The sequence below is a fragment of the Candidatus Polarisedimenticolia bacterium genome, from assembly GCA_036001465.1.
In the GTDB taxonomy this organism is placed as follows: Bacteria; Acidobacteriota; Polarisedimenticolia; order Gp22-AA2; family Gp22-AA2; genus Gp22-AA3.
Genome location: DASYUH010000108.1, coordinates 1 through 15,661 on the forward strand (window position 1 = coordinate 1; position 15,661 = coordinate 15,661).

A 15,661-nucleotide genomic window follows, 5' to 3' on the forward strand; every position below is an offset into this window, starting at 1 on the left:
CCGCGCTCCCCAGCCCCGCCGCCCTCGGCTGCGCGGCCCCCGGGCTGTGCAGCGTGGGAGCCTGCGAGGTCGGCGGAGGGGCCTGCCTCGAGTCGGGCGGTGCGTGCGGTGAGTGCCTGCGCGTCGCCTGCAACACGGCGGCACTGATGGCGGGCGCACAACCGGCCTGCCCCGGCGGCGGCGCCTGTCTCGACGCCGACGCGATCTCCGCGGCGGACTGCCCGCCAGGCAGCGATCCGCGCAAGGTGGTGCGCGAGGTGGAGGCGGCCGCCGTCTGTCCGTAGGCGGGGGCGGCCGCCCGCTTTTTACAATCCTTTTACAGTTTTGCGCTGGCCGGAAAGCCGCGCCTGTGGTCTGCTATCGCACCATTTCTCCGTTCTTCGGCGGGGGGAATCTCTGGTGCGAGGGGGCGTGCGCGTTCGATCCGCGATCGAACCGGTCCTGCGGGTTGTCCTGCTGCTCGTCTGGGCCGCGCCGGCTCCGATGGCGCGGGCGCTGGGGAATGCCGCGGAGCCGATCCTGCCGCCGACGATCACCGATGCACCCACGCCGCCCGCGGTGTCGAACGGCGCCCCATCCTTCACCATCCCGCGCGCCGCGTCCCCCTTGCGCGTCGACGGGATCCTCGACGAGGAGGCGTGGAAGAGCGCCCTGGTCCTCGACCTGGCGTACGAGATCGATCCGGGGGAGAACACGCCGGCTCCGGTGAAGACCGAGTGTCTCCTCCTGTATGACGACGAGGGGCTGCACGCCGCCTTCCGGGCGCACGACCCGGACCCGGCGGCGATCCGGGCGCACCTGTCGGACCGCGACCAGGCCTTCCGCGACGACTTCGTCGGGATCTTCCTCGACACGTTCAACGACGAGAGGCGCGGCGTCCAGCTGTTCGTGAATCCCCTCGGAGTGCAGATGGACGGGTCGCGCAACGACGTCGGCAACGGCGGAGATCAGAGCGAGGACCCGACCTGGGACGCCATCTGGCACTCGGCCGGGCGGATCACCGGCGAAGGGTACGAGGTGGAGATGTCGGTTCCGTTCACCTCGCTGCGCTTCTCGCGGGCCGACGAGGATCTGACCTGGGGCTTCCTGGCGATGCGCAACTACCCGCGCGACCTGCGCCACCAGATCCTGCTGCGCCCTCTGGACCGCGACCGCGACTGCTTCTTCTGCCAGGAGGCGAAGCTCACGGGGTTCAACGGCATCACGCCCGGCAGGAACCTCGAGTTCGACCCGACGATCACGGCGCACCGCGCCGACGAGCGCGACGACGCGGCCGGCGCGCCGCTTCAGAGCCGCCCCGCGGCGGGGGAGGGGGGCCTGTCGGCGCGCTGGAGCATCACCCCCAACCTGACGCTCAACTCGGCTCTGAACCCCGACTTCTCGCAGGTCGAGGCCGACACCGCCCAGCTCGCGGTCAACACGCGGTTCGCCCTGTTCTTCCCCGAGAAGCGGCCGTTCTTCATGGAGGCGGCCGACTTCTTCTCGACCCCCCTGAACGTCGTCTACACCCGCACCGTGCACGAGCCGGAATGGGGGATCAAGCTGAGCGGCAAGGAGGGGGCGCACGCCCTGGGGGCGGCGTTCGGCAGCGATCACAAGACGTCTTTGATCTTCCCGTCGAACCAGGAATCGGACGACACGCTGCTCGACCAGGAGAATCACGTCGGCGTCCTGCGCTACCGGCACGACGTCGGCAGGAACTCGACCCTCGGCGTCCTGCTGGCCGATCGCGAGGGGACGGACTACCAGAACCGTCTCTACGGGGCCGACGGCCACCTGCGCCTGAGCGACAAGGACACCCTGAAGTTCCAGGCCATGCAGTCCGACACGCGCTACCCGGACCCCATCGCCGCGGAGTTCGGCCAGCCGGCGGGGCGGTTCGGCGACCCGGCCTACTTCCTGCGCTACATCCACCAGTCGCGCGAGTGGTTCTGGATGACCACCTACGAGGACCTGGGGCGGGACTTCCGGACCGACACCGGGTTCATCCCGCGCGTCGACACGCGCCGGCACGGAGCGATCGTCGAGCGGGTGTTCTGGGGTGAGCCGAAGGACTGGTACACGCGGCTCATCTTCGGCATCTGGGGTTATCGCATCGAGAATCACGACGGTGTCCTGACCGACACGGATCTGGGGCTTCACAACCTGATCCTGGGGCCGCGGCAGTCGGAGCTGTTCACGCGCGTGGCGGTGCAGAAGGAGTTCTTCGAGGGGGTCACCTACGACAAGGCGGTCGGGGAGCTGTTCTTCAACATCCGCCCGACGGGAGACTTCACCTGCTCCCTCAAGGGGAATTTCGGGGACGCGGTCGATTACGACAACCAGCGCCCCGGGAAGCTCCTGCGCCTCGTACCGGGGATCACCCTCGATCTCGGGAGGCATTTCCACCTCCAGCTCGACAACACGATCGAGCGGCTGGATGCCGGCGGGGGGCGCCTGTACCGGGCCAACCTGGCGCAGATGCGCCTGGTGTACCAGTTCAGCGTGCGCACCTTCGTGCGGGCCGTCGTCCAGCACACCGACATCAAGCGGGCCGTGGCTCTCTACGACGCGGCCCTGAACCCGGACGGTGTCGTGGGCCGCGAGCGCGATTTCCTGACGCAGCTCCTGTATTCCTACAAGATCAATCCGCAGACCCTGATCTTCGTCGGCTACTCCGACACGCGGGACAACGAGCACGCCGTCGCGCTGGAGCAGCGGGACCGCCGGGTGTTCGTGAAGATCGGCTACGCCTGGGTTCTCTAGGCGCCTGGCGGTGCATCGGGCCGGGCCGCGCGCGCTCTCCTGGGCTAGAATGCTTCTCATGGCCTGGATGCGCCTGACGCGGTTCGCGCCGGTCCTCTGTGTTTCTGCCCTCGTGATGGCGGGCGGAGCCGCGGCTCCACGGGCCGAGTCCGGGGCGAAGCCGAACCACCTGCTGGGGCAGTCGAGCCCCTACCTGGAACAGCATCTCTACAATCCGGTCGACTGGTACCCCTGGGGCGATCAGGCCCTGGCCCGCGCGCGCGCCGAGGAGAAGCCGATCTTCCTGTCGATCGGGTACTCGGCATGCCACTGGTGCCACGTCATGGAGCGGGAGGCGTTTTCCGACCCCGAGGTGGCGCGCTTCCTGAACGAGCACTTCGTCTCGATCAAGGTGGACCGCGAGGAGCGGCCGGACCTCGACGAGCTCTACATGACCGCCGTCGTGGCGATGACCGGGCGGGGCGGCTGGCCCATGTCGGTCTTCCTGGCCCCCGACCGGAAGCCGTTCCACGGCGGGACGTACTATCCGACGGACGCGTTCCTCAAGCTGATCCGGTCGATCGCCGACGCCTGGACGAGCCGGCGCAGCGAGGTCCTGGCCTCGGCCGGCGCGATCGGGACGATGCTCGCCGACCTGCAGCACCCGGCGGCCCCCGCGTCGGGCGACGGGGGCGGCGCCTCTCCGCTGGAGAAGGCGGCGGAGGGGTGGAAGGCGGACTTCGACTCCAAAAACGGCGGCTTCGGGGGGGCGCCGAAGTTCCCGGCGCACGGCGGCCTGAGCGTGCTTCTGGAGACGAGCCGCGCGGGCCGGGATGCCCGGGCGCTCGACATGGTCGTCCGCACGCTCGACGCCATGGCGCGCGGCGGCATCTACGACCAGATCGGCGGCGGCTTCCACCGCTACTCGACCGACGAGAAGTGGCTCGTCCCCCACTTCGAGAAGATGCTGTACGACAACGCGCTCCTGGTGCCGGTCTACCTCGAAGCCTGGAAGGCGACCGGCCGGAAGGATTTTCTGGCCGTTGCCGAGCAGACCCTCGCCTGGGCGGCGCGCGAGATGACCCATCCGGACGGAGGCTTCTACGCGACGCTCGACGCGGACAGCGAAGGGGAGGAAGGGCGGTTCTACATGTGGTCGCGCGCCGAAATCGAGAAGGTGGTCGGCCCGGAGGACGGCCCCCTGGTCGCCGAGTACCTGGGCGCCGGCGGGGCGGGGGACGCCGCGGGCGGACGGCGCATCCTGCATATCGCGACACCGACCGCGGAATTCGCGAAGAGCCGCGGCCTCTCCGTCGAGGCCCTGGGCGCCAGGGTCGAGGCCGCGCGCCGGAGGCTCCTCGCGGCGCGAGACCGCCGGCCCCGTCCGCGCCGGGACGACAAGGTGCTCGCCGGCTGGAACGGACTCATGATCTCGGCCTGCGCGCGTGCCTATGGGCTGACCGGCGACCGGACCTACCTCGATCAGGGAGAGCGGGCGGCGCGCTTCGTCCTGGGCCACCTCGTGAAGGAGGATCGGCTGCGGATATCGTGGCGTCAGGGGAAGACCGGTCCGCCGGGCCTTCTGGACGACCACGCCTTCCTGGCCCGGGGGCTCCTCGATCTCGCCGAGGCGGGGGGAAACGCCACCTGGCGCGAGCGGGCCGCGGCCCTGGTGCGCGCCGCCGATCGCTTCCTCGATCGGGAGCGGGGGGGCTACTTTCTCGCGGCGGAGGATCAGGATGACCTGCTCGTCCGCCCCAAGGGGCTGACCGACAGCGCGCTCCCTTCCGGCAACGCGATCATGGCCGAGTGCCTGGTGCGCCTGTGGCGGACGAACGGCGACAAGGCCCTCCTGCAGAGGGCCTCGCGTCTCTTCGCTCTCGCCGCGCCGGCCATCGCCAGCTCGCCGACGGCGTACTCGTACATGGTCCTGGCCGCCCGGCTTCAGGATGCGTCCGGCTTCCCGGAAGCGCGGGCGGCCGGTCGCGGGACGCCGGGGACGGTCCCCCTGATACCGGAGGCGCTCGCCGCGACGCGGACCGCCGTGCCGGCCGCGGCGCCGGAAGAGCCGGCGATGCAGGCGCCCGGAGCGGCGCCAGGGGCCGCGGTCGCCGGCGCCGACCGGACGGTTCCCGGAACCGTCGTCGGCCGCGCCAGCCCCGAGCGGGTCGTGGCCTCGACGCTGACGGTCCCGGACCGGCCGGTGCGTCCGGGTCAGGCGATCACGATCTCGCTGCGGCTCGACATCAAGGCGGGGTGGCACATCAACTCCAACACCCCCAGCCTGGAGTACCTGATCCCGACGAAGGTCGAGTTCCCGGAGCCCGGTTCCGTCCTGGTGGACCAGGTGGTCTATCCGGAAGCGCGCCTGGTGACGCTCAAGTTCGCCGACACGAAGCTGTCGGTGTACGAAGGGGCCGGCACGGTGCGGGCCACCATCAGGCCGCCGCGCGACCGCGCGCCGGGCGAGTCGAAGGCGCGGGCGCGCCTGACCTACCAGGCCTGCAGCGACACGACCTGCCTGGCCCCGGAGACCGTGGAGTTCCTCGTTCCCCTGCGCGTCGAGGGGGAGCCGGTCCCGCAGAGTGACATGCGGCCGGCGGGTGCGGCCCAGGCCGCGGGCGCCGCCGCGGGAGGGGGCGGCTCGTCGGCGGGCGGCCTCGGGTCGGGTGGGGGGGTCGCGGCGGTTCTGGCCGAGCGGGGTCTGCTCGCGCTTCTGGGGCTGGTGTTCCTCGGCGGCCTGGCCCTCAATCTGACACCCTGCATCTATCCGATGATGCCGGTCACCATCGGTTTTTTCGCGACGCAGGCGTGCTCCAGCTGGCCGGCGCGCATCGGCCTGCCGGCGCTCTACGTGGTCGGCATGGCGGTGACCTACTCGGTGCTCGGCGTCGCGGCCGGCCTTTCGGGTGGGCTGATCGGCTCCACGCTCCAGAGCCCCTGGGTGGTCGGCGGCCTGGTCATCCTGTTCGTCGTCCTGGCGCTTTCGATGTTCGGCCTGTTCGAGCTGCGCCTTCCGGGCTCCATCACCCGCTTCGGCGGCGGACGGCGCGGGCCGGTCGGCGCCCTGCTGATGGGATTGACGATGGGGCTCGTGGCCGCCCCCTGCATCGGGCCGTTCATCGTGGGGCTCCTGGCCTACGTCGGCGCCTCGGGAGATCCGGTCCTCGGGTTCTGGCTGTTCTTCGTGATGGCCATCGGCATGGGCCTGCCGAACCTCGTGCTCGGGGTGTTCTCCGGATCACTCGCCGCCCTGCCGCGCTCCGGCGAGTGGCTGATCTACGCCAAGAAGGTGATGGGGATCGGCATGCTGGCGGTGGCGATCTATTTCGTGCAGCCGCTCCTGAAGGACAGGGTCGTCGGGTGGATCGCCGTGGGGTTCGCGATTCTCGCCGGGCTGTACCTCGGTTTCCTCGAGAGGACCCGGCTGGAATCACGCCTGTTCCCGGCGGTCAAGGCGCTGATCGGTCTTGCGGTCGTGGCGGGCGGCATCTCGCTCTCGATGCCTCTCCTGAGCGCGCGGGAGGAGCCGTCGTGGGAGGTTTACTCGCACGAGGCCTTTGCGCGGGCCTCGAAGACGGGCAGGCCGATCCTCATCGACTTCTACGCCGACTGGTGCCTGCCGTGCCGCGAGCTCGATCGGTTCACCTTCTCCGATCCGGCGGTTCTCGAGGAGACGCGGCGCTTCGTCCTCCTGAAGGCCGACCTGACCCAGTTCGAGTCGCGCCAGGTGGGGGAGATCCGCGACCGCTTCGACGTCCTCGGAGTGCCGACCCTGGTGTTCCTCGACGGCCAGGGGGTGGAGCACAAGGACCTGAGGCTCTACGGGTTCGAGGAGGCCGGGGCCTTCGTCGCCCGGCTGCGCCAGGTCCGGTGAGGAGCCTCTTCGACGGCCTCGAGTGCCCGCGCTGCGCGGCCCGCAGGGCGGAGGGGGCGCTTCTGTGCGAGTGCGGCTCCCCTCTTCTGGCGCGCTACCGGATCGGCAGGGGGGCCTTCAGGCGCGAGGACCTGGCCGGGCGCGCTCCGACTCTCTGGCGCTACGCGGAAGTCCTGCCCGGCGTGCCGCCGATCACGCTGGGGGAGGGGTTCACGCCGCTCGTCGAGGCGCGCCGTCTGGGGGCCGAGATCGGCCTCGGGTCCCTGTTCATCAAGGACGAGGCGGTCAATCCGACCGGCTCGTTCAAGGCGCGCGGCATGGCGGTCGCCGTGTCGGTGGCGGCGGCGCGGGGCGTGCGCGTGGCCGCCGCCCCGTCAGCCGGCAATGCCGGCGCGGCGCTCGCGGCCTACGGCGGGCGCGCCGGGATGGAGGTCCATCTGTTCCTGCCGGAGACCACGCCGCGGCCGTTCATCCTGGAGGCGCAGCGTTACGGCGCGCGCGTCCGCCTGGTGCCGGGATCGATCGCCGACGCCGGCCGCGTCATGCGCGAGACCCTCGGGCCGTCCGGCCGGGAGGGGGGCTGGTTCGATGTCTCCACGCTCCGGGAGCCGTTCCGCGTCGAGGGCAAGAAGACCATGGGGTACGAGATCGCCGAGCAGATGGGGTTCTCCCTGCCGGACGTCATCGTGTATCCGACCGGCGGGGGGACGGGGCTCATCGGGATGTGGAAGGCGTTCGACGAGATGGAGGGGCTCGGGTGGATCGGCCCGGCGAGACCGCGCATGATCTCGGTGCAGGCCGCGGGCTGCGCGCCGATCGTCAGGGCGTTCGAGGCCGGACGGGACGCGGCCGAGGCCTGGCCGGACCCGGTGACCGTCGCGTCGGGGCTGCGCGTTCCGTCGAGCCTCGGAGACCGGCTGATGCTGCAGGCGATCCGCGCCAGCGGAGGAACGGCCGTGGCCGTCGAAGATCGTGAGATGATCGATGCGGCCGGGCGCATCGGGTCGCGCGAGGGGATCGATGCCTGCCCGGAAGGAGGGGCGTCGCTGGCGGCCGTCGAGCGCCTCCGGAAAAGGGGTTCGATCGGGGCCGAAGAGAGGGTCGTCCTCTTCAACACCGGCACCGGTCTCAAGTACGCCGGCTAGACAGGCTCCTAAGGAGGTCGAACATGCGCCTGCAGGGTCCAGACAACCTCGTCCGGTTCGGCGCGGCCGTCCTTGGCGCCGCGCTCGTCGGCGTCCTCGGCGCGGCCTCGCTCCGCGCCTCCGTCGGCCGGGCGCCTGCCCCGGCCGGGCCGGGGACGGCATCGGCCACGCCGGCGGCATCCCCCTCCCCATCGCCCGGGCCGGCCCCCACTCCGGGCGCGGCCCCGTCCCCCGCGGCGGCGGCGACCCCCGAGACGGCCGGAACGCCCCAGGCCGCTCCCGGAACGCCCGCGGCGGTGGGAGAGCTGCCGCGCATCGTCCGGACGGTCTGCACCGATCGGGTCTGCGGCGGCTGCGACGGCAAGTGCCGCGCCAGCAGCGGCCACGTGGCGGTGGACAAGAAGGGGCACTGCGCCTGCACGCCGGCCGACGGCGGCGCGCTCGACCGGGCCATCCGCCAGGCGTATCAGAGGACCCCACCCCAGTGAGACGCCGGCCGGCGAGGCATCCGAAGGCGCGCCGGAGGGCCCGTGCGCCGCGCCGGACAGCGCGACGATCGGGGCCCGACCGCGGCCGGCTGCTCGATGCCGCGCGGCGGTTTCTCGCGGCCATCGGCGAAACCGGGCTGGCGCGCGACATGCGCAAGACTCCGGCCCGGGTGGCCGATGCCTGGAACGGCGAGATTGTCTCGGGCTATCGCTCCGACCCGCGCCGCATCCTGTCGCGGACCATCCTGGCGCAGGATCATGATCTCGTCGTGGTCCGTGACATTCCCTTCACCTCGGTCTGCGTGCACCACCTGCTGCCGTTTCACGGAACGGCGCACGTGGCCTACCTGCCGGGGGATCGGCTGGTCGGGCTCTCGAAGATCACCCGGGCGGTCGACGCCCTGTCGCGGCGGCTGCAGCTGCAGGAGCGCCTGACGCGGCAGGTGGTCGAGGCGCTCGCGGAGAGCCTGCGCCCGATCGGGGCCGCCTGCCGCGTGGAAGCGGAGCATCTCTGCATGTCGATCCGCGGGGCGCGGAAGACCGGGACGCGGGTCGTCACGTCCGCCTACGCGGGACGGTTCAGGACCAGCCCGGCCCTGCGCACCGAGTTCCTGCGTCTCACCGGGGCCCGGGCCCGGTGACCGCCAAGGGGCGCGCCCTCCGGATCATCCCCATGCTCGCGGTGGTCCTCTGCCAGGGCGGCGCCTATCCGGCGCCTGGCGCCGCCGAGCCGAAGGCCGCAGCCCCCGCTCCGGCCGCGGCCCCGCCCGGTCCGATCCTCTCGGCCGCACCGACCCGCAAGGTGCGTGTGGGACTGACCACCGACCCCGTCAAGGTGCGGGTGTCGGCCGACGGAGGGATCGTCGTGCTCGACCCGGTGAAACGGCAGCCGATCTGGAAGAAGCAGTTCGGCGCCGGCATCTACCTCGTCAGCGAGCTTTCGGGCGGCGCCGAGCCGGGGCTGATCTACAGGGTGCAGGTGGCCTCCTTCGCCGACAAGGTCCAGGCGGAGGCCAAGAAGACCGAGATCGAGACCCTGCTGCCGGGGGAGAAGGCGGTCCTGGTCTGGCACCCCGACCGGCGCGCCTGGCGCGTGCGGGTGGGGGAGTTCCAGGCGCGCGAAGACGCGGCGGCGCTGATGCAGCGGCTGATCGAGGAAGGTTTCACCGAGCTCTGGATCTCCGACGAGGGGCGCGCGGTCGCGGGGCGCAGGCGGATCCGCCTGGTCGACGATCGCTGGCGCAACTTCCTCACCGTCCATGACCGGGTGCTGATCCAGCCGGTGCGGGCCGGCTCTCTCCTGAGGTTGGACGAGGGCCAGTACCGGGGCGGGCTGGAAGCGCGCGTCACCCGGGCCGGCAACCTTCAGGTCATCAACGAGCTCGACATGGAGGAGTACCTGCGCGGCGTCGTCCCGAACGAGATGGGACCCGGCGTCTATCCCGAGCTGCAGGCCCTGAAGGCCCAGGCGATCGCGGCGCGCACGTACATGATCGCGAATTTCGGCCTGTTCTCCGAGGACGGTTACGACGTGTGCGACAGCCCGCAGTGCCAGGTCTACAAGGGGGCCGGGACCGAACACCCGCTGACCGACCAGGCGGTGCAGGAGACCCGCGGCCTGGTGCTGACCTACGGCGGCGAGCCGATCCACGCCCTCTACACGTCGACGTGCGGAGGGCACACCGAGGACGGCCAGCTGATCTTCCCGGAGGAGAAGGGGCCCTACCTGAAGGGGGTGCCGTGCTACCCGGAGGTCGAGGCGGAGAGCCGATCGATCTCGGGTCGCTCCTGGATCGACGCCGTCATCCTGGAGGACGGCTCGCCGGTGAGCGAGGAGGCGACCCTCCTCAAGACGCTCGGGATCATCGGTCCCGAGGGGCTGCAGCGATCGTTCCTGATGGCCCCGTCCGAGGCCGACGAGGTCGAGCGCTGGAGCGCCTTCGCGTTCGGCATGCTGGGCAAGACTCCGGTGCAGGACGGACTCAAGGGCATCAACTTCCAGATGCACGACCTCGCCCGGTATATCGTGCGCTCGCTGGGCTGGGAGGAGAAGATCAAGCTGTCTCTCGACGAACGGGATCTGCCCTACCTCCTGGCGTTCAAGGACCGGGAGGAGGTGCCCAAGGAGGCGCAGCGAGCGTACGCGGTCCTGATCCTCGAGGGGATCCTCCAGCCGTTCCGTGACAACACGCTGAGGCCGACCCACCACCCGACCCGGGGGCTGGTGCTGCGACTGCTCTACCGTGTCCTCGACTACTACGGCGTCCTGGACACGACCAAGGCGACCTACCGCGGGCACAACGGCGACACCATCCTTCTGGAGGTGAAGCAGGACGTGAAGGCCCTGCCCCTCAAGAGCGACGCCGCGCTGTATCGTTCGTTCCGCGACGTCTCCTATCCGGCGCCGGGCCTGCCCCTCGCCCTGGGGGACCGCGTGGTGTACCACGCGGCCCGCGACGGAGGGATCGACTATCTTAAAGTGATTGCCAACCAGAGGGGGGTCTCCGACGACCGCTATTCGTCGGCCTTCCGCTGGGAGCAGCGCTACACGCGCGCCGAGCTCGAGGCGCTCGTCGGCAAGCGCATGAATATCGGCCACCTCCAGGACGTCGAGCCGACGCGACGCGGCGTCTCCGGGCGGGTCGTCGAGATGAAGGTCACCGGCAGCCGCGGCACCTTTTACGTTCGCGGGTTCAAGATCCGGACGGCGCTGGGCATCCGCGAGAACCTGTTCACCCTGGACCGCACGCGCGGACCCGACGGCGAGGTCGAGTCGTTCATCATCAGCGGCAAGGGGTGGGGACACGGACTCGGCCTGTGCCAGGTCGGAGCCTACGGCATGGCCCTGCGCGGCAAGTCGTTCGAGGAGATCCTGCACCACTACTACACCGGGGTGGAGATCCAGGCACGCCCGGCGCGCTGATATTGACCGGAGCCGGCCCGGCGGCTCATAATCCGCCGAGTCGTGTTGCAGACTGGCCACTCGGGCGCGCGCGTCACAGGCGGTTGAAACCCCCCTATGGACTCCTCGGAAGGCCCCGGCGACCTGCGCGCCGGCGTCGGCGGTCAGGGCGTGATGGAGTTCCGCGGCAGGCTGAAAGCGCTGAGCTGCGCGGACATCCTTGATTTCCTGCGCGTCCTGAATCGTCCGGGCCTGCTGTCCCTGTCGTGCCAGGGGGCCGCCGTCGGCCTGTACCTGCGGGACGGCCGGATCGTGCAGGCCACCTCCAGCCGCGATGCGGATCGGCTTCCCGAGCTCCTGGTCCGCTGGGGGCTCATCACCTCCGAACAGCACGACCTGGTCATGCGGCGCGCGGCGGCGGGCGAGCGGGTGGCGACGGCCCTGGTCGACGGCGGGGCGCTGTCACCTCGCGAACTCCTGGAGGCACGGCGGCGCCGCGTGGCTCAGATTGCCGTCTCTCCGTTCGAGTGGGAGGAGGGGGAGTTTGCCTTCGCCGAGGGGGAGGCGCCGGCCGACGAGGGAGTGGTGGTCGATCTGTCGATCGGCTCGGTCCTGCTGGAGGGGATCCGGTCGGTGCGCAACACGGCGCTCTTCCGTCAGCGGATGCCGTTCGATGACTGGATCTTCGAGCCGATCCCGGGAGCGGAGGGGCGGCCGGGGGTGTCGCTCGATCCGCACGAGATCCATGTCCTGCGGCTGGTGGACGGGACGAGAAGCCTCGGTGAGATCGGCGCGCTGTCGGAGTTCGGGAAGCCGGAGGCGCTCCGCACCCTCTTCCTGCTCTTCATTCTCGGCTGCCTGAAGGTGAAGGGCCCGATCCAGGCCGAATCCGGGGGCCCGGCGCCATCCGACGGCCTCGATGGGATTCTCGCGCGCTACAACGACATGTTCGGCCTGGTGTACCAGTACCTGATGAGGGAGGTCGGACCGATCTCCGATCATCTGCTGGGACGGGTGCTTCGCGACCTGGAGGGCTCCCATCCGGGTCTGTTCCATCGCGCCTCCCTGGGCGGCGACGGCACGGTGGACGAAGGCCTCCTGATGCGGAACCTCCAGGCGCTCGCCGGTCGGCCGCAGCGCGACACGCTGATCGCGGGGCTGAACGAGCTTCTCTACGGGGAGCTCCTGGTCCTGAGGAAGACCCTCGGCGCGCAGCACGAGGGGCGGATCCTGCGGGCGCTCGAGGACGCCCGGCTCGCGGGGCCCCGGGCGGGGGGGCCCGCATGACGGGCCGCCTGCTCGTGCGGCTCGGCGGGCTTCTGATCGTCGCCGCGGTGGTCTACCTGCCGGCCAGCCGCTTGATCGTGGGGGAGGAGAACTTCAAGGTCTTCCGCAACCTGGCCGGCGCCGGGCTGGTCTGCATGGCCGTCGGTGCCGGGCTGTGGATCGCCGGGCGAGGCATGGCGAGGATCGTCAGCCAATCCTGCCCGCGCTGCGGCCGGCGCGTGGGGCGCGGCAGGGTCTACTGCGAGGATCATCTGCAGGACACGATCAACGAATACCGGGACCAGCAACGGGGCAAGGGGAGTTGAGCGCAGGTGTCCAATCCGGTTGGAGCCGTCCCGGCCCAAGGCCCGGACAGGCTCCTCGTGATCGTCGGCCCGACGGCGGTCGGCAAGAGCGAGCTCGCCATCGCGGCCTGCGAGCGCTTCGCGGGGGAGGTCGTCGGCGTCGATTCGATGCAGGTGTACACCGGGCTGGACCGGGGAACGGCCAAACCGGGCCCGGACGTCCGGCGCCGGGTGCCCCACCACGGCATCGATCTGGCCGATCCCAGGCGGGATTTCTCGCTCGGGGACTTCGTCCGGGCGGGAGGGCTGGCGATCGAATCGATCCGGAGGCGGGGCAGGCTCCCGGTCCTGGTGGGCGGCACCGGCCTCTACCTGCGCGGCCTTCTGAAAGGGATCGTCGCCGCCCCGCGGCGCGACGAGGCGATCCGGGCGCGACTGCGGGACCTGGCGGAGAGACGGGGCACGCCGCACCTGCACCGCCTCCTGCGGCGTGTCGACAGGCAGGCGGCGGCGCGCCTGCCGCCCGGAGACCGCCAGCGGCTGGTGCGCGCCCTGGAGGTGTTCTTCGCGTCGCGCCGCGGGCTTTCCGACTGGATCGGGGAGTCCCCGTTCGGTCCGGATCGCTATGCGTCGGTGAAGATCGGTCTCAGCATGGATCGCGCCGCCCTCTACCGGGTGATCGACGCGCGCGTGGAGCGGTTCTTCGCCGCGGGGCTCGTGGAGGAGGTGCGCGGCCTTCTCGAAGCCGCCTGCCCCGAGACCGCCAACGCCTTCAAGGCTATCGGGTACCATGAGGCGCTCAGGCACCTGCGCGGCGAGATCGGCCTGGAGGAGGCGATCGCCTTGACGCAGCGCAGCACCCGGCGTTACGCGAAGAGACAATGGACCTGGTTCCGGAAGGAGGAGGGCGTGACCTGGTTCACCGTCGACCCGGCCGATCCCGACCGGTTCAGGCCTCCCCTGGCGCACGCCGCCCGCGCTCTCGGCAGAGGGTGAGACCCGTGGCCCCATCCTCGGACAGGCTCCCGGCATGCTGACTCTGGCCAACCAGCTGACGCTCTTCCGCCTGGTGATGATCCCGCTCCTGATCACCCTGCTCCTGAACAATCTCAACGGATGGGCGCTCGCGGTCTTCATCGTGGCCGGGATCACGGATGCGCTCGACGGGATCATCGCGCGGCGCTACAGCCAGAGCTCCAGCCTCGGCGCCTTCCTGGATCCGATGGCGGACAAGCTCCTGATGACCGCGTGCTTCATCATTCTGGCCCTGCCCGATCACCCGAAGACGGTCCCCGAGTTCCACCTGACCAACCGGATCCCCCTGTACCTGACGATCGTGACCATCAGCCGCGACGTCTTCATCGTCCTGATCGTCCTTCTGGTCCATCTGACATCGGGCGTGACCACCTTCAGCCCGAGCCTGCTCGGCAAGCTGACCACGGCGACGCAGCTCGTGACCATCGGCACGGTCATCCTTCTGAACTGGCTCCAGTCGGAGCAGCCGATCCTGGTGGGGAGCCTTGTCTGGCTGACCCTGGCATTGACCCTGGCGTCGGGGTTCCATTACATCTACCGCGCCACGCGGACCGCCGGGAAGGAGTGAGGGGCTACTTCTCCAGGCTCCCCCCGAGCCGGAAGCGGCGGAGCGGGATCGGCACGGCGGTTTCCCCGCCCTCGCGGACCAGGTAGGCGCCGTCCAGCGCGAGCCCGGAGAGGATTTGCGGCGGGCCGTTCGAGGGCCAGCGGATCTCGACGCGCTCGATCCCCAGGGCGTCGCCCAGGCCGATCTCGAGCCTCAGGGGCGAAGAGCCGAAGCTCCCTCCGCTGCTCATCGTCCTGTGGATGGCGCGCTCTCCGGCGGCTGTCTTGACCACGACCTTGATGCGGGCGCCGATGCCGGGGCGGTTCGAGGCGACCCCTTCCAGCTTGAGCTTCACGACATGATGGCCGTGCCCCGGGTTCTCGAACAGCGCGTTGCGGAAATGGTCGGCCTCGAAGGCGCCGCCGACGCTGTGATAGACGTCCTGGTCGCCATCGTTGTCCAGGTCGGCGAACGAGACGCCGTGCCCCTTCTGCAGATGGCCGAAGCCGCCCGATGTGGTCACGTCCTGGAAGATCCGGCCTTCCGCGTTGCGGAAGACACGGTCGGGGAGCAGGGTGGCCAGGTCGGGATCGCCGGTGCCGAGATAGATGTCCAGCCAGCCGTCGCTGTCGAGATCGCCGTAGTTCGATCCCATCGCCAGGAGCAGCTTGGACAGCCCCGCCTTCTTCGTGACGTCCTCGAAGGTCCCGTCGCCCCGGTTCCGGTACAGGCGCGCCAGCTCGGAGTCGTGCGGCAGGCCGAGGTAGTCGCTGGCGATGTCCCCCTGGTCCTTGAGCAGGTAGCCGGTGACGAAGAGGTCCTCCCAGCCGTCGTTGTCGTAGTCGAAGAACCATGTGGGAAAACTGTGGGTCGGCAATTGCACGCCGGCAGCGGCGGCTATTTCCGTGAAGGTCCATCCGGCGCGTGGCGCCGCGTTTGTCTGGCGCGGTCCATCGTTCCGATACAGCCGGTTTGGCCGGCCAAGAATCGAGAGATACAGGTCAGGGCGCCCGTCATTGTTGTAGTCGCCGCAAGCCACTCCTTTGACGTAAGCGCGCACAGCCAGACCTGCCGCGGCCGCGATCTCCGTAAAAGTGCCATGACCATTGTTCCGGTAGAGTTCGCACGGATGAGGCGGACCGCCGGGAATAGTTTCGTTGCCGATGAACAGGTCCAGCCAGCCATCGCCGTCGAAGTCGAACCAGACTCCGGTTTGCGTCGGATGAAACGAAAGCACGCCCGCGGCTTCCGTGACGTCTTCGAACGTGCCGTCGCCATTGTTTCGCAAAAGGGAATTCGGGTGCCGGCCCTGTTCCTGCATCCACGCGCCACGCAAGACAAACACGTCCACATGGCCGTCGTTGTTATAGTC

The 15,661-nt window shown here is 70.2% G+C and carries 13 protein-coding genes; 12 read left to right on the forward strand and 1 reads right to left on the reverse strand.

Annotated features, from left to right (window positions below):
- The 11 genes from VGV60_18165 to VGV60_18215 all read left to right on the forward strand — a co-directional run.
- Positions 1 to 284: hypothetical protein (locus VGV60_18165; protein ID HEV8703200.1), on the forward strand; the 284-nt coding region annotated here is incomplete at its 5' end.
- A gap of 127 nt (positions 285 to 411) precedes the next feature.
- Positions 412 to 2,745, forward strand: coding sequence for a DUF5916 domain-containing protein (locus VGV60_18170; protein HEV8703201.1), 2,334 nt, complete (start codon positions 412 to 414; stop codon positions 2,743 to 2,745).
- A 58-nt stretch (positions 2,746 to 2,803) separates the two neighbouring features.
- The gene (locus tag VGV60_18175) at positions 2,804 to 6,601 is read left to right on the forward strand and encodes a DUF255 domain-containing protein (GenBank protein HEV8703202.1); all 3,798 of its coding nucleotides are present in this window, start codon (positions 2,804 to 2,806) and stop codon (positions 6,599 to 6,601) included.
- On the forward strand, positions 6,598 to 7,746 hold the full coding sequence (locus VGV60_18180; GenBank protein HEV8703203.1) for a threonine synthase: 1,149 nt from the start codon (positions 6,598 to 6,600) through the stop codon (positions 7,744 to 7,746). The genes VGV60_18175 and VGV60_18180 overlap by 4 nt, the downstream gene beginning before the upstream one ends.
- Before the next feature lie 23 nt (positions 7,747 to 7,769).
- Positions 7,770 to 8,234 carry a hypothetical protein gene (locus VGV60_18185; GenBank protein HEV8703204.1) on the forward strand — a complete coding sequence of 155 codons (465 nt, stop codon included), beginning with the start codon at positions 7,770 to 7,772 and terminating at the stop codon, positions 8,232 to 8,234.
- Complete coding sequence (folE, locus tag VGV60_18190) at positions 8,231 to 8,875, forward strand: GTP cyclohydrolase I FolE (protein HEV8703205.1); 645 nt, start codon at positions 8,231 to 8,233, stop codon at positions 8,873 to 8,875. Before VGV60_18185 ends, folE begins: the two co-directional genes overlap by 4 nt.
- 32 nt (positions 8,876 to 8,907) lie before the next feature.
- Positions 8,908 to 11,157 carry a SpoIID/LytB domain-containing protein gene (locus tag VGV60_18195; protein HEV8703206.1) on the forward strand — a complete coding sequence of 750 codons (2,250 nt, stop codon included), beginning with the start codon at positions 8,908 to 8,910 and terminating at the stop codon, positions 11,155 to 11,157.
- Positions 11,158 to 11,253: 96 nt separating this feature from the next.
- Positions 11,254 to 12,423 (forward strand): DUF4388 domain-containing protein, encoded by a 1,170-nt coding sequence (locus VGV60_18200; protein ID HEV8703207.1) that lies wholly within the window; start codon positions 11,254 to 11,256, stop codon positions 12,421 to 12,423.
- Entirely contained in the window at positions 12,420 to 12,728 is a 309-nt protein-coding gene (locus VGV60_18205) for a hypothetical protein (GenBank protein ID HEV8703208.1), read from the forward strand. The genes VGV60_18200 and VGV60_18205 overlap by 4 nt, the downstream gene beginning before the upstream one ends.
- Positions 12,729 to 12,734: 6 nt before the next feature.
- Complete coding sequence (miaA, locus tag VGV60_18210; GenBank protein ID HEV8703209.1) at positions 12,735 to 13,703, forward strand: tRNA (adenosine(37)-N6)-dimethylallyltransferase MiaA; 969 nt, start codon at positions 12,735 to 12,737, stop codon at positions 13,701 to 13,703.
- A 34-nt stretch (positions 13,704 to 13,737) separates the two neighbouring features.
- Positions 13,738 to 14,310 (forward strand): CDP-alcohol phosphatidyltransferase family protein, encoded by a 573-nt coding sequence (locus VGV60_18215; protein HEV8703210.1) that lies wholly within the window; start codon positions 13,738 to 13,740, stop codon positions 14,308 to 14,310.
- 4 nt (positions 14,311 to 14,314) lie between these two features.
- Here VGV60_18215 and VGV60_18220 read toward each other — a convergent pair whose 3' ends face one another.
- Positions 14,315 to 15,166, reverse strand: coding sequence for a CRTAC1 family protein (locus VGV60_18220; protein HEV8703211.1), 852 nt, complete (start codon positions 15,164 to 15,166; stop codon positions 14,315 to 14,317).
- 252 nt (positions 15,167 to 15,418) lie between these two features.
- On the opposite strand from VGV60_18220, the gene VGV60_18225 reads away from it, so the two are divergent.
- Positions 15,419 to 15,661 (forward strand): hypothetical protein (locus VGV60_18225; protein HEV8703212.1); only part of this gene is annotated, 243 nt, incomplete at its 3' end.

Bases quoted from the DNA above. Each gene is read 5' to 3' on its own strand.
- VGV60_18205 (HEV8703208.1), top strand. From the start codon at position 12,420: ATGACGGGCCGCCTGCTCGTGCGGCTCGGCGGGCTTCTGATCGTCGCC.
- VGV60_18215 (HEV8703210.1), top strand. From the start codon at position 13,738: ATGCTGACTCTGGCCAACCAGCTGACGCTCTTCCGCCTGGTGATGATC.
- VGV60_18195 (HEV8703206.1), top strand. From the start codon at position 8,908: ATGCTCGCGGTGGTCCTCTGCCAGGGCGGCGCCTATCCGGCGCCTGGC.
- VGV60_18200 (HEV8703207.1), top strand. From the start codon at position 11,254: ATGGACTCCTCGGAAGGCCCCGGCGACCTGCGCGCCGGCGTCGGCGGT.
- VGV60_18175 (HEV8703202.1), top strand. From the start codon at position 2,804: ATGGCCTGGATGCGCCTGACGCGGTTCGCGCCGGTCCTCTGTGTTTCT.
- VGV60_18185 (HEV8703204.1), top strand. From the start codon at position 7,770: ATGCGCCTGCAGGGTCCAGACAACCTCGTCCGGTTCGGCGCGGCCGTC.